Source organism: Mycobacterium sp. SMC-8 (genome assembly GCF_025263565.1).
Classification (GTDB): domain Bacteria; phylum Actinomycetota; class Actinomycetes; order Mycobacteriales; family Mycobacteriaceae; genus Mycobacterium.
Map to the genome: position 1 here is coordinate 19774 of NZ_CP079865.1, position 19890 is coordinate 39663.

Consider the following 19890-nt stretch of genomic DNA (forward strand, 5'->3'; position numbering starts at 1 on the left):
GCTGACGCGTCGACCGCGTGCGCCCGTCAGGACCAAAATCGCACGTGTCGCTGGTCCTCGCAGGATGACCGGCATAAGGGTTCGCGGCGCCCACGAAACGCCGGCCGGCGCAGCGTTGCGCCACGCCGTCACCTCGATGGGGTACATACGGCGACGGGAATCGAACCCGCGTATTCAACTAGGGAAATACTCTCTACGCCCGAACGGTCAGCGATAGACGCCGGCACGCCTGCGGGTCGCGTCCTGCACGGTGCGACCGGTCGCCATGCTCAGCGGTGGCGTCGAGCAGGCCGCAGAAGATCTCGCCATCAGCCAGTGGGTGCGGCAAATTCAGGAGCGCATCGCCGCCGGCTGGAGACGGTCCGTTCGGGCGTCACCACCGTCGACGCCGAGGTGGTGATCGGAGCATAGAGGGCGCCACCTGCGCACGGCGAAGGGGATCGAATTCGGGTTTCCGCGGGCGGCCAGAAGTGTTTTCAGCCAGGGGAATTCGGATGCATTCATTTCGGGCGCCGCCCATGGCCGGCGGATACACGCAGCTGAGCAACCCCATACCGCTTGCAGGACAGGGCGATAGCTCGTCGCCGGCACGGGTCCCCGAACGCGTGGAAGAGGGGTGGACGCATGCGGGACGCGTCACCGGAGCAAACGCCCAGTGGGTCGAGGCTGCGCCAGCGGTTCAATTCAGTGCCGTCCGAACTCGCCAATAAGGTGGCGATTACCGGTCCAGTATCTATCCTGAATTGGCGGGCACAGCACGCCACTCGAAGGCCCACGGGGTGGGAGCGGATATGACTACATTTGCAGAGCGATTGAACCGACTGTTCGACACGGTTTATCCGCCAGGCCGGGGACCGCACACCTCAGCCGAAGTGGTGGCAGCGCTGAAGGCAGAGGGCTTGACGATGTCAGCCCCCTACCTGTCGCAGCTGAGATCGGGAAACCGGACGAATCCGTCCCGCGCGACAATGGCTGCGTTGGCAAACTTCTTTCGGATCAAACCCGAATTTTTCACCGATGACGCCTACTACGCGAGGCTCGACCAGGAGTTGACCCTGCTGGCCGGCCTGCGTGACGACGGGGTACGCCGTGTGGCGGCACGGGCGATTGGACTGTCGCCCCAGGCGCAGCGCGATCTTGTGGAACAAGTCGACGAATTGCGGCGCAGGGAGCACCTCGCCGACAGTCCATCGGCCTGATCGGCCCCTCCCAGAGCCACGCAGAAGGTCTGGACACAGCGGTGGGGCCGGGGGGCCGGGGGTTCAGGCAACGAACGTTGCCGAATTGGCGGCATGTGGCCGCGGGTGGCTCGATGTCTTTGATCCTCATCGTCTTGGGTGGCGGAGGAGCTATCGCCAATGCCGACCCCGGAGGCAGCACGTCGGAAGTAGCCGGCTCTGGCAGCCGAAACAGCTCCTCCATTTCCGACCGCTCCAGAGGCACGTCGCCCCCGGGATCGATGGCGACGTTCCGCAACCATTCTCGGAAGAGCCAACACCCACCGAAGAAGGTGCGTTCATTCCAGCAAAAACGGAGCTTGAACCGTCCCGGGTTTCATGCACCCTCAGGTTTCTGTGATCCGGCCGGTCTACCGGTCACGAGTTGGGAATAGTAGCGGGCTTCGGCTTCGGCCGGCGGAATGCGTCCGAGGCGGTGCATCAGGCGCTGCTGGTTGTACCAGGCGACGTAGTCGGCGGTGATGTATTCGACGTCGCCCACGGTGTTCAGTGGGCCGCGGCGAAACGGGGAATCCGCCCGGACACATTCGTTCTTGTACAGGCCGATGGTCGTCTCAGCCAGCGCGTTGTCGAAGGCTTGACCGGCTAATGCGGGCTCAGGGAGCTGTGTTGGCGTGCGGAGTGGTTCATTGTCGGGGTGGTGTGGTGAGTTTGCGGAGTTGTTCGTCGTGGCGTTTGACGCGTGCGGCGAGTGCTTCGACGGCGGTGCGTAGGTGGGCGACGTCGGTGGCCAGGCCGGTGAGGGTGCGGGCGTCGGTTTGTCGGGTGCGGTGTTCGTCGACGATGGCGCGGAGCTGGCGGTCGCGGTAGAGGGTGGCGCGGCTGATCTGGGCGTGCTCGGCGACGGCGGTGAAGGTGATGGGCTGGCCGGCGGTGGCGAGGTTGGCGCAGACCCGTTCGACGCGCAGCAGGGCGGGTTCGTTCATGCGGATGCCGCTGCGGTGATGAGCGCGTCGAGTCGGGAGACGAGCTTGCGGTGGCGGTCGGCTTCGTTGATCCATCCCCGTTTTTCTGCGTCTACGGCCAGATCGTGGGCGTCGATGCGTTGGGCGGCAAGGACAGCGAGGTGGGTGGCGTCGGTGTGGAAGCTGGGACAGTGTTCGCAGATGTTGGCATACGGGCAGGACCCTTGCGCGGGTGCGCGTAGGCAGTATCCGCCGGCCAGGCGGGATTTGATGGCCGGGGTGTCTTTCCAGCCGGTGCCGGTGATATCGGTCAGCGGCAACCCGACTGCGGTGGTGGTGGGCAGCGCTCCGATATGACTTTTGGCCAGGTCCAAGGCGCGTTCGTATTCGGTGCGTACGGTGTGGTCGAAGAGGTGGGCATATCGCAGACTCATCTGGGAGGAGACGTGGCCCAGCAGTGCCATGAGGGCCTGCAGCGATACTCCAGCGTTGATCAGTGCAGTGGCATAGGTGTGTCGCAGTTGATGCGGTGTGATGTGTCCTAGGCCAGCAGCTTGGGCTGCCCGGTTCAGTTCTTCGCGTATTGCGTTCTGGGACAGTCTTTTCCCGTGGTGAGTGAACAGGAAGTCGGCGGGGGCGCCGGTGCGGGGATGGATCATCGGTCGCCCGCAGGAGCGGGTTGTGGTGATGCGGTCCACGAGGGTGAGGACCTCGTCGTCGACGGGGATCATGCGTTCGGAGTTGAGCTTGCCGAGGGGAACTTTGAGCCACGATCCCTGGCCCGGGATCTCGTGGATGCAGTCGAGTTCGAGGTCGAGCAGTTCACCGATGCGCAGTCCGCAGGCCCGCTGCACCAGCAGGGCGTCAGCGGCGAGTCGGTAAGGTGATTTCGCCAGGGCGGCAGTGAGTGTGCGGTCTGCATCGACCGGTAGATATCGGGGCAGACAGCGGGGTGGCCGCGGCATGTCGGTGCGGAAGATCAGGCGCCGCGGTGGGGCGTCGTCCCATCCCCATTCGGTGATTTCGGCCAGGAAGTTGCCCACCGCGTGGATGCGTCGGATCCGGTCGGCGATGGTGATCGGCTCACCGGTGACGCTGTTGGTGGCGGTGGTCAGCGAGGTGATGAACGGCTCGATGTGCCGGCGGCGGTCCAGTTGGTTCAGCGAGGTCAGGCTGGGGTCGGTGGCGGCGAGGTAGCGGCCGAAATGTGCCAATCGGGTGGCCAGGGAGCTGACCGTTTTGGGCACGCAGGTGGCGTATTTGCGGTTCAGATAGGCCACGAACTCCGGCCGCAGCGCCGCCGGGACGTCGGCCATGCGCTCCTCGAGGGTCAACGGGGCGACCGCCGGAGGTGCTTGGTCGTCGAGGATGCCGAGGTGGAACAGGATCTGGCGGGCACTGTGGGTGGTGCTGCGATAGTGCCTGGCACCGCGGCCGGTGCGTTCCTGTCGGCTATCGCAAGCGTGCAGCAACTCTTGCAGATCATGTTCCCGCAGATCGGCCAGGGGGCGGGCGGTCTGGATCAGCAGGCGGGCGATGATCTGCGAGCCGATCGCCGAAGCGACCCGCTGACTGAAACCCAATTCGGCTGCTGCGCGCAGGAACTGATCGAGGTCGGGTTGCAGGCAGCTGTCGGTCAGCTCGTGCCAGAGGCTGCAGAGTTTGCGGTGCACGAGGTAGTCGTAACCCGGTTGCAGCCGTCGGCTGACCATCAGGAACGTGATAAACGGCCGCGTCGAACAGTTCGCCGCCAACTGCTGCTGCAGTGGGATGTCGGCCCAGGTCTGGACTCGGGGCCAGCGCCGTAGAAACGATCGGGCGGCTTGGGCATAAGCGGTGTTGCCGCGGTCCCGGCGTTGTAGGTGAACCAGGTAGGCAGCGTAGATCTGCGCCGGTGTTTCAGGGGCGGGAACGTAATCGTGTTCGGGCAGCATCGTATTCCGCCTTGACGTGGATGGGTGCCAGATGGATGTAGCGGGCTATGGTGTCGATGTGGGAGTGCCCGAGCAGAGCTTGCATCACCGCCAGATCCACCCCGGCCTCGGCCATCGCGGTGCCGAAGGTATGTCGTAACGCATGCGGGTGACCCGCGAGCACCCCGGTCTTGGCTCGGTGATACCGGAAGATTGTGCGTAAACCGGCCGCGGTCAAGGGTTGGCCCCGATGCGGGCCTTTCGCGACCAGGAATAGGAGGTTGCTGTCCGATTCGGGTCTTTCAACGAGCAGATAGGTTTGGATCAGCCCGGCGACCTCCACATCGAGAGGCACGCGGCGCTCCTTGGCGCCTTTGCCCATCACCTTCACCCAGCGGGCACCGATATCGACATCGGTCACGTTGAGGGTCAGCAGTTCTCCAGATCGAAGCCCGGACAACAACATCAGCCCAGCCAGTGCCCGGTCACGCCACGTCCGCAGGCTCGATAACAGCTGAGCGGTCTCGTGACGATTCAAGGCCCGCGGCAGCCGACGCGGTTCGCGCAGCCGCAGCGCCGATCGGCGTTTGGGCCGGACCAAATGTCCAAGCAAGCCGGTGCGTTCCTCAGCGCTGACCCGACGGGCTTCGCGGCCACTAGGGATCGGGCTCCGCAGCCTGGGGTCACGCAGTTCGCGGAACTGGTACAGGCCGGTCAATGCGGCAAGGCGGTGGTTGATGGTCGTCGACGAGTAGTGGTCGTAGGCCGCGCCGGTCATCGACACCACATTGGCGGGGCGCCCCGCGATCGGAGTCTGCCGGCAGTGCCGCATGAAGTCCAGCACCGTCTCGGTGGTCACCGCACTCAATGTGACATCGACGTCGTCGAGCCAACGGCAGAATGCCAGCAGGTCATAGCCGTAGGCCCGCAGCGTGCGGGGAGAATAATTCCGGTCGGCCAAATACCCCAGGTACTCGTTGACCAACGCGTACTTCTCACAGCCCGGACCGGACAACACCCAGGCGACATCGGTGCCTGGGTGCAGACGCAGCTGATGCTGAATCGCCATAAGACAAGTGCAACCCCGCCGCCTACCGCCAGTCAAGCATTTTCCTTGCTGGCGTGTCGTTTACGTGCCTGCATTCTCCCGGATTAGCCGGTCAACAGGCAATCCCCAACACTGCCCACGGACGGGCGAATTTCCGAAAGGCTCAGTGTCTCACCGAATCTCACACTCGTGTACTGCGAGCCGGCGTCGCTGTGATGGATTGCGCCGTCGACGGGATGGCCTTGGCGGGCACGCAGTGCAGCGGCCTGACGCAGCGCGGATTCGACGAAGCGGGTGTGCTTGGACGCCGAGGCTTCCCAGCCCACGATCGACCCGGCGTAGGCGTCGATGACGAACGCGACGTAGACGAACACGCCGGTGACGAGCTTGACGTAGGTGAAGTCGGCCACGAGCAGCACGTTGGGTGCGGCCACCCCGAACTGGCGGTCCACCAGGTCCGGCGGTCGCACCGCCTCCGGGTCGGGGATCGTGGTGCGGACCCTCTTCTGGCGGCGCACGCCTTGCCAGCCGTTCTTGCGCATCAGGCGTTCCACGGTGGACTTGGCCACCGGGATGCCCTGACGCTGCAGATGGGCCCACATCTTCAGCGACCCGTACAGCGACTCGGGCCTGCGGCGTCCGTGCTCATCAGGCTCGTAGTAGCCGGCTAGGATCTCGGTGATCGTGGCGTCCCACAGGGCCCGTTTCGAGGGCGCCCGCACCGCCCAGGCATGAAATGTCCGCGGGGCGATCGGCACGGCGTGCTCGGTGAGCACGCGGCAGATCGGAGCGACCCCGAAACGGTCCCGGTGGGCGGCGATGAACTCGCAGACCGTAGCGGTCAGCGGCGGCTGCGCGGGTCGCTCTCCCGCACGAAGAAAGACGTTGCCGCCTTGAGGATTTCGATAGTCTGCTCCAGCTCGGCGTTACGCCGTTTCAACGCCCGGATCTCCGCAGCCGCCTCCGAAGAGACCCCGTCTCGATCACCGTCATCGACCTGTTGCTGGCGAATCCAATTACGCAGCGTCTCGGCGTTCATCCCCAACCGTTTGGACACCGCGGTAATCGCCGCCCACTCGCTCGGATAGTCCTCCCGGTGCTCGCGCACCAGACGGACCGCCTTCGCTCGGGTCTCCGGGTCGTACTTGCTCGGCATGACATGCACCTTCCCAAGGAAGGAGGTGCGCATCAAACGCGGGATGGTTCACTACGTACATAACCGGGGCATCTGCCGAAACTCGGCTCGGAACAAGGTTCTGAAGTGGTTTGCAAAAGGGGACACCATGATCCCGAGGCACGCGGACTACCTACAACTAATGGAGTCTTTTCCCGCCGAGGAACTGCGACAGGTGCAGCACACATCACGTGTTACCTCCCAACGTCAACCCGTGAAAGCCAACGCCGATCCAGACCTGACGCGGCAGTTTTTAGCAACAGCCGATAACCTGCGCATCACAAAGGACGCCGCACTAGATCAGGCCCTGGCCGATTGGATAGCGAGTCGTCAACAGACCGGCTGACGACGGTCCTACAACTGAGTCAGAAGCCGAAACTTCCAGACATGTCGCCAACCTTAGCGAGAGCGCGCGCGCTCGCAGTCGAAGCGTGTTCGGGGGTCATACCCCCAGGGCGGTAGCTACTGTCGTCATCGTGGGGATACCTGATTTCCAGAGTTTGATGCGCCCAGTCCTCGTCGCGATACAGGGCGATGAGCCAAAGTCGCACGCGCAGATCCGAGATACCGTCGCGGCTGCGCTCAATATTTCAGACGAGGACCGTCAGGTGATGCTGCCTAGCGGCAAACAGGAGCTATTTACCAACAGGGTGGCGTGGGCGATAACGCACATGGCTCAAGCTCAACTCCTTCTTCGGCCCGAGAGAGGGCGGCATCTGTTGTCCGAACGCGGCAAGCAGGTGCTGCTAGAGCATCCCGACAGGGTGGACCTCCACGTCCTCGCGCAGTTCCCCGAATGGCAAGAGTTTCGAAATCGCAGCAAGAGCGAGAAACAGGAAAAGTCCGACGACAACGTCATCGAAAGTGAGCTGTCGCCTAGTGAGGCCGTTGGCGCTCTGGTGGAAGCCTCCTACGACGCCTTGGCGGCAGAACTGCTCGACCGGATCTTGGCTCAACCGCCAATCTTCCTGGAAACTCTGTCCTTGAAGCTGCTCCGAGCGATGGGGTACGGCGGTCGCGAGTCGCTGCTGGAGCACACCGGCAAGCCTGGAGACAGCGGCCTCGACGGGATCGTCCGACAGGATGCCCTCGGACTTGATCTCGTCGGTGTTCAGGCCAAGCGGTACGACAAGGACAACACCGTTTCGCGTCCTGACATTCAGGCGTTCGTCGGGGCCTTACAGGGCGCCCAGACGAGTCGCGGCGTATTTGTCACCACCGGAAGATTTTCGCCGGGTGCCAAGCAGTTCGCCGAGAATGTCGCGATGCGGCTTCGGCTCATCGACGGCAAGGAACTCACGAAGCTTATGGTGAGGTACAACGTCGGGGTCCAGGTGCGAGAGACGTTCGAGCTGAAGCAAATTGACGAGGAAACCTTCGAGGAATGAGTACCTTTTAGCCGCTCCAGCGCGGCATGATGTTGTATCCAATCGCCGGATTGTTCGAACCGCTCTCCCGAATCATCGCGAATTCCATCGCGCGCACCTCGGCGTCGGTAGCTGTTTCAGACTCCCAAAAGATTTGCTTGCGCGCGGTGTAGTCCAGCCGTCCCTCCCCTAGATCAGCTTCAATCCGCGCCTTGGCGCTAGGACTGCCGAAATACGTCACACTGACGGTGATCCAGGCCAACGTAGATCATTCCGTTCGGATAAGTGATCTTGTACACCTGCTTGCGCGTCATCGACCGAACTTATCCGCGCTTACGACCCGCCGTCCATGCCCACGCGCACGACGGCTGCCTCGTGGGGGAAGGCGAACCCGACTCGCAGCACCGCGCGGATTGCAGTCCTGTAGCTGGAGAAAAACGGAGACGGGTCCGACACGACCTCGGGATCGTTGCGCAGCACGACGAACACGCGGTCTCTCGGGATGAGCCACGCGGTGCCCTGCGCGCACGCAGGTGCGGAGTGGATGCGAACGCCGAGCGCGGTGCGTCCGGTGACGGCGGTGGCGTCGACTCCTAGCCCGGATTTTTCGCGGAAGTTTGCGTTCGATGGGGTGTAGATACGCGAAAGTGCCTGTCCTGCAAGGAATAATTGGACTTCTCTAGGGTTCAATCGTTCCAGCGGGAAGGCACCTCGCAGGTGAAGAATATCGCGGCCGCATCGAGGGTCAAAGTGTCCGCCGACGGCCAGGGCGTCGTGTCGCATGCCGGGATGGCGATGTTGCGGGAACTCGCCGACCGAACCGGGCTATCGACGCAGGTCACTGCCGCGTTGGCCGACACCTACCGCGGCCCGTGGGTGTACGCGCCCGGCGAGGTGTTCGCCGATCTGGCCGCCGCGGTCGCCGACGGCGCAGACTGCATCGACGCCGTGGGCCAACTCTGCGGCGACCGTGAACACGCCTTCGGCGCGAAAGCCTCCACGACCACCATGTGGCGGCTGGTGGATCAGCGCATCGACGCCGCCCACCTGCCTGCCGTGCGAGCAGCCCGGTCCGCGGCGCGAGCAGCAGCGTGGGCTGCCGGCGCCGCCCCAACTGCCGGCGAGTGGCTGCACATCGACATCGACGCCACCCTGGTCATCGATCACTCCGACAACAAGCACGGCGCCACGCCGACGTGGAAGAAGACCTTCGGCCATCACCCGCTGCTGGCGTTTCTGGATCGCTCCGAGATCGCCGGCGGCGAAGCCCTGGCCGGGCTGCTGCGCACCGGCAACGCCGGCTCCAACACCGCCTCCGACCACATCATCGTCCTGGCGCAGGCGCTGGCAGCGTTGCCGCCACGATGGCGACCCGACCCCAGTGCTGGCGATGATCCCGACCAGCCGAGAGTTCTGGTGCGCTGCGACACCGCCGGAGCCACCCACAAATTCGCCGACGCCTGCCGCGATCAGGGGTGGGATTCTCCTTCGGCTATCCCGTCGATACCCGCGTCCAAGATGCCGTCGACACCCTCAACCTCGCCGACGGCTGGTACCCAGCAGTCGACACCGAAGGCGGGATCCGCGACGGCGCCTGGGTCGCCGAGGCCACCACCTTGGTCAACCTGGACTCCTGGCCGCCTGGGACACGGTTGATCCTGCGTAAAGAACGCCCCCACCCCGGTGCACAACTGCGGTTCACCGACGCCGACGGCATGCGCGTCACCGCGTTCATCACCGACACCGAACCCGGCATTGTCCCTGGACAGGTCGCGGGCCTGGAGTTACGGCATCGCCAACATGCTCGCGTCGAGGACCGCATCCGCGATCTCAAAGCCGCCGGACTGCGGAATCTGCCGTGCCACGGTTTCTGGCCCAACGCCGCCTGGCTCGAAATCGTCCTGGCCGCAGCCGACCTGGTCACCTGGTGCCGACTTCTGGGATTCCGTGAGCACACCGGTCTGGCTCGCGCCGAGATCGCCACCTTCCGCTACCGGGTCCTGCACGTGGCCGCCCGGATCACCCGCGGCGCCCGCCGAACCCGACTACGTATCGACGCCACCTGGCGCTGGGCCGCCCAGATCGCGGCCGCCTGGCAAGCCATCCGCACCGCCTTCCGATGACCGAAGCCCCCTGACCCACCGACCACGAAAGACCCACCGGCACTGGGAAAGCCCGCACCACCCGGCGACACGGGACCACCCCGCCATACCCAGAACCACACAACCGGATTCGCGACGCAATCGCATCTCAACGCACGACTGCCATCACCCTCGACGAAAAATCCGGGCTAGCAGCGGCTGATTGCTGTCGGTGCTGACCTTGGCGGTGGAAAGGGCGAGCACGTCGACCGGGTTGGCGACGAGGGAGAAGTTGGGCAGCCCGTCGACGGGGTGGATCGTGGGCGCGCCCGCATTCTCGGCCAGCGAGACGGCCTCGGCGATGACATCGAGTGAGCCGTCGAACGTCAGGGCGGTCTCGGTTACTCCGGTCAGGGACTCCAGCCCGTTGGGTCCGTTGGTGACCGTGTCGCCGAGCCATGCGGCGTCGAGCTTGGTTCGCAGGTCGCGGACAAGTCCTTGCCCGACAACGTCGAGCGCGGACGGGTCGGAGTCGGCGACCAGCTCGTTACTGACCACGGTCAAACCCTTGAGACCGGACGGGGTGACAAGCACTTCCTCGACATCGGGGTCGGAGACGGGGATCTCCGCACCCTCGGGCACCCACGCGGTGTCGGGGTCGGAGACGACGACCGGGAAGCGCATCGAGTGGCTGTCGGTCTGCACGACCGTGGAGGTGACCATTGCGACCGAGCTGGTGATGAGCGGCTGTACGACAAGTGCGGCGACCTGCTCGGGGGTGAGGATGGCGGCAGCGTTGGTGCTGTTCGTGGTCATGGGGATTGCCTTCCGTGACGGCATGTTTGGGCGGATGTCGCGGCGAGCGGTCAACACTCAAGCCGGTGTGCCTCACGGAGGCGAACCTGTCGCGGGTGGCTGCGACGCGCAGCCGGCCCCGCAATGGCGAGTCTACTAGCTGCCCTTGATCGCGCCTGCCCACGACGCTTTACCCGCATTGCCTGCACCGCCGTTGGTCGAACCTTGCTGGAGGTTCGGCGCTGGCGTTCTCGGCTGACGAGCGAACCCGTAGTCAGCGACGACCGCCGCGAGGGTGCTCACGATCTTCTCGGTGTCGGGGATGCCGTTGTCGTCCAGCAGCTCGTCCATGTCCGCGGCGACCAGCTCGGCCACCCTCGGTGCGTATCCTCTGCCAGCCACCACGGAGGACACGATGGTCCGTCGGGTGCGAGTCAGGGTGTCGGCCAGTTCGTCGCGCTGGCGTTCGGCGTCGCGCAGGCGCAGCCGGTACCGCTTCTCCCGGTTGGCGCGGCTGCCGTCGTCGGCGTTGTCGTCCTGCTCGGCGTCGTCCCGGTCATCGTCGTGCTGGTCGTCGTCGGGTTCGCTTGCTGGCGCGCGGTTGTCGTCCGTGCTGGCAGGTCCAGGGTGGCCGGCCTGGCCGTCGGTGTCGTCCTGCGCGGTGTCTGTGTCGGTCGTGGTCGTGGTCATGGCGCGAGGCTTTCTGTTGTGGCGGGTATCTGCGGCCAGGTACGGCGTCGGACGCCGTCCGTGAGCCACTGCACGCGGGTGAGCAGGGTGGCGGGCAGCTCGTAGCCGAGGTGGGCGAGCAACGCGCGCTCCGTCGGCGTCGCGGGCCGCTCGGTGGTCACGTTCGACCTCCAGTGCCGGTTACGGTGGTCCGCTTCCTGCCGTGAGTTCTCGGCGTTCTGCACGTCGAGCGGCAGGTTGTCGAACACGAGGATGCCGCGCGCTGGGCAGGGTCGGTGAGCACCGATACCCGACAGATCAATATTGTCAGTCATTGTCGTGCCTCACTTGAGCTTTCGTCGTCTCCATCATCCGCGCGCACGGTGGCGTGCAGCTTCCCAGCGACCACGCCGACGAGACCGGGTTGCGTGGCAGCCCAAACCCGGCACGCCTCCAGAGCGCCACACTCGGCGCATATCGCTGTGGCCTCCCCAACGCGGCGGGGGTCGGAGAAGATACCGGCCTTGCGGATGCAGGCCGCACCCGGCAGCGCGGCCACGCCGCGCAGAATCTCGGCGATCAGCCCGACTGTGCCCGGTTCGGCGACCGTGAGACGAGCACCCATCAGCGGCCCCAATACTGGGCGCGCAGCCGGTCGAACACTCCAGGCACATCGACGGCCACAGCCGCTATCGCCTGCCCGGTGAGCGAGCACGCCCCGTGCGCAAGGTCGAACGCCGACACCTGCGAGCCGCTGGACAACTCCCACATGATCGGCAGCTCGTCGCGCTGCATCGCCTCCGCGAGTGCGACGACCTCCAAGCTGGCGGTCACCATGTAGTCGGACGTGCCCGAGTCGGTGGCGATCCGCCACACCTCGGCGCGCAGCTCGTCGGCGGCGACGCCCTCGGCGAGGACGGCGGCGAGCAGGGTCACCCCGGCGATGACGAGCCAGCCAGGATCACAACGGCTTTCGGCGATGACTGCGCAGCACTGCAACGGGTCGCCCTCGGCGGCGTGCTGCGCGGCGGTGTTGGCGTCGGCCCACGCCTGCGCTGGCGGTGTCGTGGTCCACGTTGGTGCGGTCATCGGGTCTCCTCGGTGTCCATCGTGCCGACCAACCGCGACACCTGTTGTCGCTCATCTGCGCACGGGACTTCTCGCGGTTTGCGGTGAAATCGGTTGGTGGGCAGTAGCTCCCGCAACCGAAGGCAGGCGTTGATCCGGCTCATTCGGGCGCAGCCAGGACAACCCAGAGCGTTGGTGACGATCTCGACTGTCATCCGAGGTTCACCTCACTTTCTCGCCATGCACGAACCGCTTTCGTGGCCCGTTGCTTGCTCCACCGCAGCCGTTCCCGCGCTTCCTCCACGGTTTCTGGCGGCGGCTCCAAAGCGGCCACAGCCTGCACGTCCTGCTGCGGCGCGGCCTCGTCGGTGTTGCGTTCACCCTTGGCAGGGGCGGGTTGCGTCCAGCAGAGTGGTGTACGAGTCGGACCTGATCAGCGGTACCGGCGTGTCGTTGCCGAATGATTGAAGGTCATCGCGTGATTCTTCGAGAGACCCGTCAAAGTCACTCGAGCAAAGGAATCGACGCGATGACCACTGCCCACAATATCGACCTGCCCACCGTGCTTGCCGAACGACTCACCACAGCGCACCCTGACGTGCTGCGTGAGCTGCTGGCCACGTTTATCCACACCCTGATGGGTGCAGAGGCCGACGCCCTGTGCGGCGCCGGCTACGGCGAGCGCAGCACCGAGCGCACCAATTCCCGCAACGGCTACCGGCACCGCCAATTCGACACCCGCGCGGGAACATTGAATCTCGCAATCCCGAAGCTGCGGCAGGGCTCGTACTTCCCGGACTGGCTGCTGGAACGCCGCAAACGCGCCGAGCGGGCGCTGACCACGGTGGTGGCGACCTGCTACCTGCTCGGGGTTTCGACGCGGCGGATGGACAAGCTCGTCGAAACGCTCGGCATCACGTCGTTGTCGAAGTCGCAGGTGTCGGTGATGGCCAAGGAACTCGACGTCGCCGTGGAAGCGTTTCGCACCCGACCGCTGGACGCCGGCCCGTACACGTTCGTCGCCGCCGACGCCCTGGTCCTCAAGGTCCGCGAGCAGGGCCGGGTGGTCAACGTGCACGCCCTGATCGCCGTCGGGGTCAACGCCGAGGGCTACCGTGAAATCCTCGGCATCGACGTCACCACCGCCGAGGACGGCGCGGGCTGGCTGACGTTCTGGCGGTCGCTGACCGCCCGCGGGCTGTCTGGGGTGAAGCTGGTTACCAGTGACGCCCACGCCGGGCTGGTGGCCGCGATCGGAGCCACTCTGCCCGGTGCGGCCTGGCAGCGCTGCCGCACGCACTACACGACGAATCTGATGAGCGTCACACCGAAGGCGTCCTGGCCCTGGGTACGCACGCTGCTGCATTCGGTGTTCGATCAACCTGACGCGGAATCCGTTGCTGCACAATATGACCGGACCATCGACGCGCTCGCCGACAAACTGCCCAAGGTCGCTGATCACTTGGAGGCAGCCCGGCCAGACCTACTCGCGTTCACCGCGTTCCCCAAGCAGATCTGGCGCCAGATCTGGAGCAACAATCCCCGATCGGTTAACCGGCCCTCCCACGACACGACTGTGGATGCGGCGTGAGGTTCGAGGCCGCGGGTCATGTGTGGCGCATGCTGGCGGGGCCGAGAGGGGTAGGCGATGACTGTTCGGGTGCGCACCAGCAGTGACGGCTATGTGATCGATGGCCCGTGGGAGGGGTGCGCAGCGGCAAACGCATTCCTGGTGCATCTGGCCGGACGCGGGTTCAGTGCGGCGACGGTGCGGGCGTATGCGTTCGATGTGCTCAATCTGGCTCGGTTCCTGCTGGACCGTGATCTCGCGGTGGCGGCGGTGACGCCGGTGGAGGTGTTCGAGTGGATCGACTGGCAGGATGTGCGCCGTGACCACCGGCGCAGCCCGGCGAGAAGGAATGGCGGGAGCGCGGCGGCATCGACGGTCAACCGGCGGGTCTCGGCGGTGCGGGCGTTCTTCGAGTACCTGGTGATGACCGGGACGCGCTCCGAGAACCCGGTGCCCTCACCGCGGCGCGGGCAGGGGCTGAGACCGGTGGCGCGGGGACTGCTCGGGCATCTGGGCCCGGGTCGGCCTCGGGCCGGAGGCCGGCTGGTGCGGCAACCGCGGTTACTGCCCGAGTCTCTCGATGCCAATGCAGTCGAGCGGTTCGTGGCGTCGTTGCGAACCCACCGGGATCGGGCGATGGTGTGGGCGATGCTCTTTGGGGGCCTGCGCAGCGCCGAGGTGCGGTCCTTGCGGTTGGCCGACATCGACTTCGGTCGACGGCGGGTGCGGGTGCTTGGTAAAGGCTCGAAGGAGCGGGTGGTACCGGTCGATGCAGCATTCTTCACCGAACTGTCGGCCTATCTGCGCCTCGAACGCCCACCAGGGTTGACGACCGAGGAGTGTTTCGTGGTGCTGCGCGGACCCTCCGCGGGGGCCCCGGTCACCGAGGCCGGACTGCGGTCACTGTTTCGGCGGCACCGAGACCTGTCTGGTGCGACGAGGGTACGTCCACACCGGCTGCGCCATACCTACGGCACCGAACTCGCCTCTGCTGGAATCGATCTGATGGCGCTGCGGGAGTTGATGGGCCACGTGTCCCCGGAAACCACCGCCGGATATGTGCACCTGTCGGTCGAGCAACTCGCCGCCGAATACGGTGCGGCTCGCGCCAGCCTTGCCGGGACACGACGATGACCACCCAGACGCTCGCATCGATGGACCTGCTGGCTGACCCGGATGCGGTGCTGGACGACTATCTCGAACACGTTGCCAGCCTTGGTCTCAGTAGCAGGTCGGTGCGTGGCCGCACCCGCGGCGCGAGCACCTTCCTGACCGAGCACCCGGATCTGCGGGACTGGATGACCAGACCGGCGGTCGAGCGGTTGGCCGATCTGCGCAACAACGGGGCCTGGCCACTGCTGTGTCATGTCATTGGCCGGGGCGAGTTGCGCCTCGACCTCGAACTCGCGGCCGTCAAGAACCTCACTGGTCTGGGACGAGCCGTCGAGGACCGTGACCCGGGCGGATTCGCCGCCGTGCGCACCGCCGGGCTGGCCTTGGGCTGGACACCACAGTGGATCGAGACGGTCTTGGGTGAATGTCTGGCGGTGCTGCTCGCCTGGCACGGCGGACTCGTCGACGATGTCGACAACGGCACGGTCGACAAGTTCGACACCGCGCTGGCTGCCACACAATCGATTCCGGCATCGTCGAGGCGCGCCTACCGCAACCGGATAGCCGGGTTGCGGCAGATGCTTTTTCAGGCTCGCATCGTCGATACACCACCACGGCGGCGGCGTTGGGCCCGCAGCTACACCCAACGCTTCGCCGACGTGGCGATGACTGACCTGATCCGGGAGACGCTGCTGCGTTATGTCACCGTCCGGGCATCGGTGCTGCGTCCGAAATCCGTCGAATCGTTGATCAACGATTTGCTGCCGTTCGCGGACTATCTCACCACCACTCATCCCGAGCTCACCTCGTTCGGGGATCTGGATCGCAGTCACATCGAGGGTTTCCTGGTCTGGAATCGCGCCCGCACCTGGCGTGGACAACGCGCCGCCGCCGGCGCCGGACGCACCATCTCCAAGGCCGTGATCCAATCGACGGTACTGAGCGTGCGCAACCTACTCGACGACATCACCGAATGGGGCTGGGAGCAGGCACCGCCGCGTCGTCTGGTCTTCGCCGTCGATATCCCGAAACTCGATCAACCCCTGCCGCAGGCCCTACCACCTGATATCGACGCCGCGGTGATGAACGCGGTTGCCCAGCTGGAGGATACGTTCGCCCGCGTCGGGCTGACAGTGCTTCGCGGGGCAGGGCTGCGGATCGGGGAGCTGCTCGACCTCGAACTCGGCAGCGTCGTCGACTACGGACCCGCCGGCACCTGGTTGAAAGTTCCGTTGGGCAAGCTCGCCACCGAACGCATGGTTCCGCTCTCGGCCAACACCATTGCCGCATTGGACCAGTGGACCAGCAGACGTGGTGTTTGCCGCCCACTGCCGCATCCCCGTACCGGAGCGCCTACCGATTTCCTGTTCGTTGCGCACGGCCGCCGTCTCGGACAGACGCGGTTACGCAATGGCCTGCTCGCCGCCATCGAGTCCTGCGGGCTGCGCGGGACCGGCGGCGCACCGCTGGTGGTAACCCCGCATCAGCTACGCCACACATGGGCCACCGAGCTCGCGAACGCAGGCATGAGCCTGCAGGCCTTGATGGCACTGCTCGGACATGTCACCCCGCAGATGACTTTGCGTTACGCCACCTTGGCCTCACCGACGCTGCGCGATGCCTATGACCAGGCCATGGGAAAGATGCGACGACAGTTCACTCTCACTCCGGTCGGCAAACCCATCGTCCCCGATGCGGTCAGCTGGCTCGGTAGTGAGATGCTCAAAACACGTGTCGCCCACGGCTACTGCGCCCGCCACCACAGTGCCGGCGCCTGCCCCTATGCCAACATCTGCGAAACCTGCGACAACTTCGTCACCGGCCCCGAGTTCCGAGGCGCACTCGAAGCGCAACGCACCGACATCCAGACTCTCGAAGCAGATGCCCGCGCCCGTGGCTGGCTCGACGAAGCCGCCCGTCACCACCGTGTCGCCGAGGCGTTGACCGACCACCTGCACCGCCTCGACCGCTGACCAATCGACCACCGAGAGTTGATCCGACCCCGAGGGCCGGTTAAAGGAACGGCTCAACAAAGAGATCCGCCGCCGCACCGACGTCGTGGGCATCTTCCCCGACCGCAACGCCCTGATCCGCCTCGTCGGCGCCGTGCTGGCCGAACAACACGACGAATGGGCTGAATCCCGGCGCTACCTCGGCCTCGACGTCCTCAGCAAATCACGCGCCGTCAACGACACCCCGACCGAACAGGAGGCCACCCCCGCGGCACTGACCGCCTGAACCATTAACTCGAAGAATCACACGACAGGCGTCGTACACCACGCCCCTGGACTTGACCCAGGGGCGTCGATCACCCACGCCAACGCGCCCTCGTCGAACACCAGCAGCTTGAAGGTGCCCGCGACCGGCTCACGGTCACCGACCGGGCAGTGTGCGCGGAGACCGCCGTGACGGTCCTTGTTGACGATCAGCGTGGCGCTGCCGCCGTGGCCAGGGGTGAACGGCTGCTTGACCTTCACGCGGATGGACGAGCCGCCGATGGCGCGGCGCTTGGCCGCAGTCCCTCCAGGGCCGACAGCGCGAGAGTCGGCGTTCTTGGCGAGGTGGTCGACGGCCAGCACGGCGGCACCGGCCTTCGCCAACGGCTTCAACACCTTGGTGTGCATCACGGTGAACTCGTCGGCTGAGTTCGTGTTGGCCCCGCACATGGGCAGCAGCTCCCCGATGGAGTCCACGACGGCCACGGCGGGCCTCCAGGTGCGGGAGTCTTCGACCACCTGACGCACCTCGGCGGCGTCCTCGGGTTCGCAGTACCGGAACAGGTTCCGGTTTCGGAGGGCGTCAGGGCGCGCACCGAGGGCGAGCAGACGGTGAATCGTGGATAGTGCGCCGTTGTGGTCCAGGTCGATCATCAGGACCCGTCGACCGGCTGACAGTGCCTCGGTGACGCACACTAAGCAAAGCCATGACTTGCCGCTCTCGGGGTCGCCGAACACCCAATTAACCTGACCGGGGTAGAACAGGGCGTGTCCATCGGTTCGCCGCCCTAGTTGCGGTTCTGGCGGTTCTGGAACCGTGCCATCGAGCAGGGCGGAAATGTCCACGTAGAGCGGTGTTTCGTCCTCGGTTCCCGGTTCTGTAGACCTATGTGCGGAACCGGGAACCGGGGCGCAGTTCCCGCGGTCCTTGGTTCCGCGACCGGTCTCGGAACCGGGAACTGCTGCGGTTCCCGGTTCCCGACCCAGGTCTATAGAACCGGGAACCGGACCGGGCGACTCGCCCGACAGTTGTTCTCCAGCAACGTCGTCGGCGTCCTTCTCCAACAACCCATCAGAGCGGTCGACGGCGCTCATCACGCCACCCCGACGAGAGTGTGCAGCTCGCTCACGAGACGGCGGTCACGGCCACCACGCCGCCACAACCGGCGCTGCACGTCGATGGGCAGCGCCGGGGTCAGCCCGTTGTCGAGCAGGTGCAGCGCCGCTGCCGACCACCCGTCAAGCTGATGCTCGCTCACCGGCTGGAGCTTGTCGTGGCAGTAGCAGGTCCACGGGTCTCTACAGGAGCAGCACTCCAGCGGCTCGCTGCGGTGGGCGGCATCGCGGCGACGCTCCAGCTGCGCCGAAACGGTGTCCTCGGGTCGGCTTATCATTCGTGGGGAGTTCCCTTCGGGTCGGAACTTCCGGAAAGCCACGCGGCCAAACATCTGGGTGGCTTTCCGCTTTCAGTCGGTGCCTGCGTTGGTGACGGTTTCGATCAGCGCGGCCAACATCTGCTCGGGGCGTTCGGACATCTTCACCAAGTGGGCGAGCAGGTTGGTGGCCTCGGCGAGCCTCAGCGACACCTCGCGCGACGACCCGCGCAGGCGGCGCAACATGGCTTCGGTGTCGTTGTCGATGACGTTCGCCTTGACCGCCGCGAGCACCTGGAGGGCGGCGTTTGTCTGTTCGTCACGTTGCACGGGTTTGCCTCCTCCTCGTGTGCGGCGCGCGTCGATGAACGCGGCCAGGTCGTCGCCCGCGATCAGCACGCGGGAACCGACTCGAACGTGGGTGAGGTCGCCATCGGTGACCTTCTGCCAGATGAGCCGTTCGGAGAGTCCAACGTGTTCGGCGGCTTCTCGGATGGAGAACATTCGTGGCGGGGCGGTGGTTTGCGAGTTCATGCCAGCCAGTACAGCACTCGCGCCCGACTGGTTAATCTGGTGAAACCTGTTGTGACTGACAATGTTTGACAATGTTGGCCCACGAGGCCGCCGGGTGCGTTCGCTGCCATCGACGACAGTCGACAAACTCACTGGTCAACGTCGGTACAACCTGGTCAAAGGTGAGGTTTCAGTAAGAGTTTCGCGCGTCAGCCGATGAGAACAGGTGCGCTGTCGTTGATGATCTCGAACTCGATCCTGTCGATCATCCTGTCGTTGATGATCTCGAACTCGATCCTGTTGTCGGAGACCTACGCGCGTGGGAGCAGGTCACCACGGCAAGGTGGGAGAAGGTGGTCTAGAAGTTCCTCGGAGTGTCGACGGCGCGGCGTGTCGCCGCTCGTGGGGAACCCGTTGCCGCGCAGATGATTACCCGCAGTCGAGCGTCACTCGATGACTACGGGCGCGCCGGTGAGCTGCGGATACCGGTGTCTGGAGCGTTGCTAAAGTGCGCTCACTGATTGCCGGTCGAGCCACGAAACCTGTTGGTGGACAGATGCGTAACAAGATTGGCGAGGTAGTCGGGCGCAGTATGTACATTGCCGCACATGACAACCAACGCCGACAAGCAACCTCCAACACGGCTCAGTACAGAACAGGCAGCCGCCTACCTCGGCAAGCCCGTATCCACGCTGCGGTGGTACCGCAGCATGCGCAAAGGTCCGCGCTCATACCGGCTCGGTCGCGCCGTGTTTTACGACCTCGCAGACCTCCAAGCGTGGGAGGTTGCGGAGCGGGCGCGGAGCGAGCGCGGCGGGGTCGACGCATGACGGCTGACCGGGTACCG

At 65.3% G+C, this 19890-nt stretch carries 20 protein-coding genes and 5 pseudogenes; 9 read left to right on the forward strand and 16 right to left on the reverse strand.

Annotated features, from left to right (window positions below; translation table 11 throughout):
* The first annotated feature begins 791 nt into the window (after positions 1 to 791).
* Positions 792 to 1199, forward strand: a complete 408-nt coding sequence (locus tag KXD97_RS00130) for a transcriptional regulator (protein ID WP_260758252.1) — start codon at positions 792 to 794, stop codon at positions 1197 to 1199.
* 355 nt (positions 1200 to 1554) lie between these two features.
* On the opposite strand, the pseudogene KXD97_RS00135 reads toward KXD97_RS00130, so the two are convergent.
* The 5 genes and pseudogenes from KXD97_RS00135 to KXD97_RS00155 form a co-directional block, all read right to left on the reverse strand.
* Positions 1555 to 1821: pseudogene (locus KXD97_RS00135) on the reverse strand (integrase core domain-containing protein); the annotation flags it as partial.
* Between the two features lie 43 nt (positions 1822 to 1864).
* Positions 1865 to 2164: a hypothetical protein gene (locus KXD97_RS00140; RefSeq protein WP_260754051.1), complete on the reverse strand. Its 300-nt coding sequence runs from the start codon at positions 2162 to 2164 to the stop codon at positions 1865 to 1867.
* Positions 2161 to 4077 carry a site-specific integrase gene (locus KXD97_RS00145; protein ID WP_260754053.1) on the reverse strand — a complete coding sequence of 639 codons (1917 nt, stop codon included), beginning with the start codon at positions 4075 to 4077 and terminating at the stop codon, positions 2161 to 2163. Before KXD97_RS00145 ends, KXD97_RS00140 begins: the two co-directional genes overlap by 4 nt.
* Positions 4043 to 5125 carry a tyrosine-type recombinase/integrase gene (locus tag KXD97_RS00150; RefSeq protein WP_260754948.1) on the reverse strand — a complete coding sequence of 361 codons (1083 nt, stop codon included), beginning with the start codon at positions 5123 to 5125 and terminating at the stop codon, positions 4043 to 4045. The genes KXD97_RS00145 and KXD97_RS00150 overlap by 35 nt, the downstream gene beginning before the upstream one ends.
* 101 nt (positions 5126 to 5226) lie before the next feature.
* Positions 5227 to 6260: pseudogene (locus KXD97_RS00155) on the reverse strand (IS3-like element ISMysp3 family transposase); the annotation flags it as partial.
* A gap of 232 nt (positions 6261 to 6492) precedes the next feature.
* Between KXD97_RS00155 and KXD97_RS00160 the strand changes: the two are divergent.
* Complete coding sequence (locus KXD97_RS00160) at positions 6493 to 6624, forward strand: hypothetical protein (RefSeq protein WP_260754949.1); 132 nt, start codon at positions 6493 to 6495, stop codon at positions 6622 to 6624.
* Between the two features lie 130 nt (positions 6625 to 6754).
* Positions 6755 to 7666, forward strand: a complete 912-nt coding sequence (locus tag KXD97_RS00165) for a restriction endonuclease (RefSeq protein ID WP_260754950.1) — start codon at positions 6755 to 6757, stop codon at positions 7664 to 7666.
* 7 nt (positions 7667 to 7673) lie between these two features.
* Here KXD97_RS00165 and KXD97_RS00170 read toward each other — a convergent pair whose 3' ends face one another.
* Together KXD97_RS00170 and KXD97_RS00175 are read right to left on the reverse strand one after the other, a co-directional pair.
* Entirely contained in the window at positions 7674 to 7907 is a 234-nt protein-coding gene (locus KXD97_RS00170) for a GIY-YIG nuclease family protein (RefSeq protein WP_260754951.1), read from the reverse strand.
* Between the two features lie 71 nt (positions 7908 to 7978).
* Positions 7979 to 8428, reverse strand: a complete 450-nt coding sequence (locus KXD97_RS00175) for a hypothetical protein (protein ID WP_260754952.1) — start codon at positions 8426 to 8428, stop codon at positions 7979 to 7981.
* Between the two features lie 6 nt (positions 8429 to 8434).
* On the opposite strand from KXD97_RS00175, the pseudogene KXD97_RS00180 reads away from it, so the two are divergent.
* Positions 8435 to 9768, forward strand: a pseudogene (locus KXD97_RS00180) (IS1380 family transposase).
* A 144-nt stretch (positions 9769 to 9912) separates the two neighbouring features.
* Here the strand turns inward: KXD97_RS00180 and KXD97_RS00185 are convergent.
* The 6 genes from KXD97_RS00185 to KXD97_RS00210 all read right to left on the reverse strand — a co-directional run bounded on the left by KXD97_RS00185 (position 9913) and on the right by KXD97_RS00210 (position 12473).
* Complete coding sequence (locus tag KXD97_RS00185) at positions 9913 to 10542, reverse strand: phage major capsid protein (protein ID WP_260754953.1); 630 nt, start codon at positions 10540 to 10542, stop codon at positions 9913 to 9915.
* 135 nt (positions 10543 to 10677) lie between these two features.
* Positions 10678 to 11211: a hypothetical protein gene (locus KXD97_RS00190; protein ID WP_260754954.1), complete on the reverse strand. Its 534-nt coding sequence runs from the start codon at positions 11209 to 11211 to the stop codon at positions 10678 to 10680.
* Positions 11208 to 11525 carry a hypothetical protein gene (locus KXD97_RS00195; RefSeq protein WP_260754955.1) on the reverse strand — a complete coding sequence of 106 codons (318 nt, stop codon included), beginning with the start codon at positions 11523 to 11525 and terminating at the stop codon, positions 11208 to 11210. Before KXD97_RS00195 ends, KXD97_RS00190 begins: the two co-directional genes overlap by 4 nt.
* Positions 11522 to 11815 (reverse strand): hypothetical protein, encoded by a 294-nt coding sequence (locus KXD97_RS00200; RefSeq protein ID WP_260754956.1) that lies wholly within the window; start codon positions 11813 to 11815, stop codon positions 11522 to 11524. The genes KXD97_RS00195 and KXD97_RS00200 overlap by 4 nt, the downstream gene beginning before the upstream one ends.
* Positions 11815 to 12279 carry a hypothetical protein gene (locus tag KXD97_RS00205; RefSeq protein ID WP_260754957.1) on the reverse strand — a complete coding sequence of 155 codons (465 nt, stop codon included), beginning with the start codon at positions 12277 to 12279 and terminating at the stop codon, positions 11815 to 11817. The genes KXD97_RS00200 and KXD97_RS00205 overlap by 1 nt, the downstream gene beginning before the upstream one ends.
* The gene (locus tag KXD97_RS00210) at positions 12276 to 12473 is read right to left on the reverse strand and encodes a hypothetical protein (RefSeq protein WP_260754958.1); all 198 of its coding nucleotides are present in this window, start codon (positions 12471 to 12473) and stop codon (positions 12276 to 12278) included. Before KXD97_RS00210 ends, KXD97_RS00205 begins: the two co-directional genes overlap by 4 nt.
* Positions 12474 to 12787: 314 nt before the next feature.
* Between KXD97_RS00210 and KXD97_RS00215 the strand changes: the two are divergent.
* The 4 genes and pseudogenes from KXD97_RS00215 to KXD97_RS00230 form a co-directional block, all read left to right on the forward strand.
* Positions 12788 to 13804, forward strand: a pseudogene (locus KXD97_RS00215) (IS256 family transposase); the annotation flags it as partial.
* Between the two features lie 102 nt (positions 13805 to 13906).
* Positions 13907 to 14962, forward strand: a complete 1056-nt coding sequence (locus KXD97_RS00220; protein ID WP_260751332.1) for a tyrosine-type recombinase/integrase — start codon at positions 13907 to 13909, stop codon at positions 14960 to 14962.
* The gene (locus tag KXD97_RS00225; protein WP_260754959.1) at positions 14959 to 16914 is read left to right on the forward strand and encodes a tyrosine-type recombinase/integrase; all 1956 of its coding nucleotides are present in this window, start codon (positions 14959 to 14961) and stop codon (positions 16912 to 16914) included. Before KXD97_RS00220 ends, KXD97_RS00225 begins: the two co-directional genes overlap by 4 nt.
* 46 nt (positions 16915 to 16960) lie before the next feature.
* Positions 16961 to 17179 (forward strand): annotated as a pseudogene (locus KXD97_RS00230) (transposase); the annotation flags it as partial.
* 17 nt (positions 17180 to 17196) lie between these two features.
* Here KXD97_RS00230 and KXD97_RS00235 read toward each other — a convergent pair.
* From KXD97_RS00235 to KXD97_RS00245, 3 genes are all read right to left on the reverse strand, one after another.
* Positions 17197 to 18252: an AAA family ATPase gene (locus tag KXD97_RS00235; RefSeq protein ID WP_260754960.1), complete on the reverse strand. Its 1056-nt coding sequence runs from the start codon at positions 18250 to 18252 to the stop codon at positions 17197 to 17199.
* Positions 18252 to 18416: a hypothetical protein gene (locus KXD97_RS00240; protein WP_260754961.1), complete on the reverse strand. Its 165-nt coding sequence runs from the start codon at positions 18414 to 18416 to the stop codon at positions 18252 to 18254. The genes KXD97_RS00235 and KXD97_RS00240 overlap by 1 nt, the downstream gene beginning before the upstream one ends.
* A 207-nt stretch (positions 18417 to 18623) precedes the next feature.
* Positions 18624 to 19064 (reverse strand): helix-turn-helix domain-containing protein, encoded by a 441-nt coding sequence (locus KXD97_RS00245; protein ID WP_260754962.1) that lies wholly within the window; start codon positions 19062 to 19064, stop codon positions 18624 to 18626.
* Between the two features lie 587 nt (positions 19065 to 19651).
* Between KXD97_RS00245 and KXD97_RS00250 the strand changes: the two genes are divergently transcribed.
* Positions 19652 to 19873, forward strand: coding sequence for an AlpA family transcriptional regulator (locus KXD97_RS00250; protein WP_260754963.1), 222 nt, complete (start codon positions 19652 to 19654; stop codon positions 19871 to 19873).
* Positions 19874 to 19890: the final 17 nt, after the last annotated feature.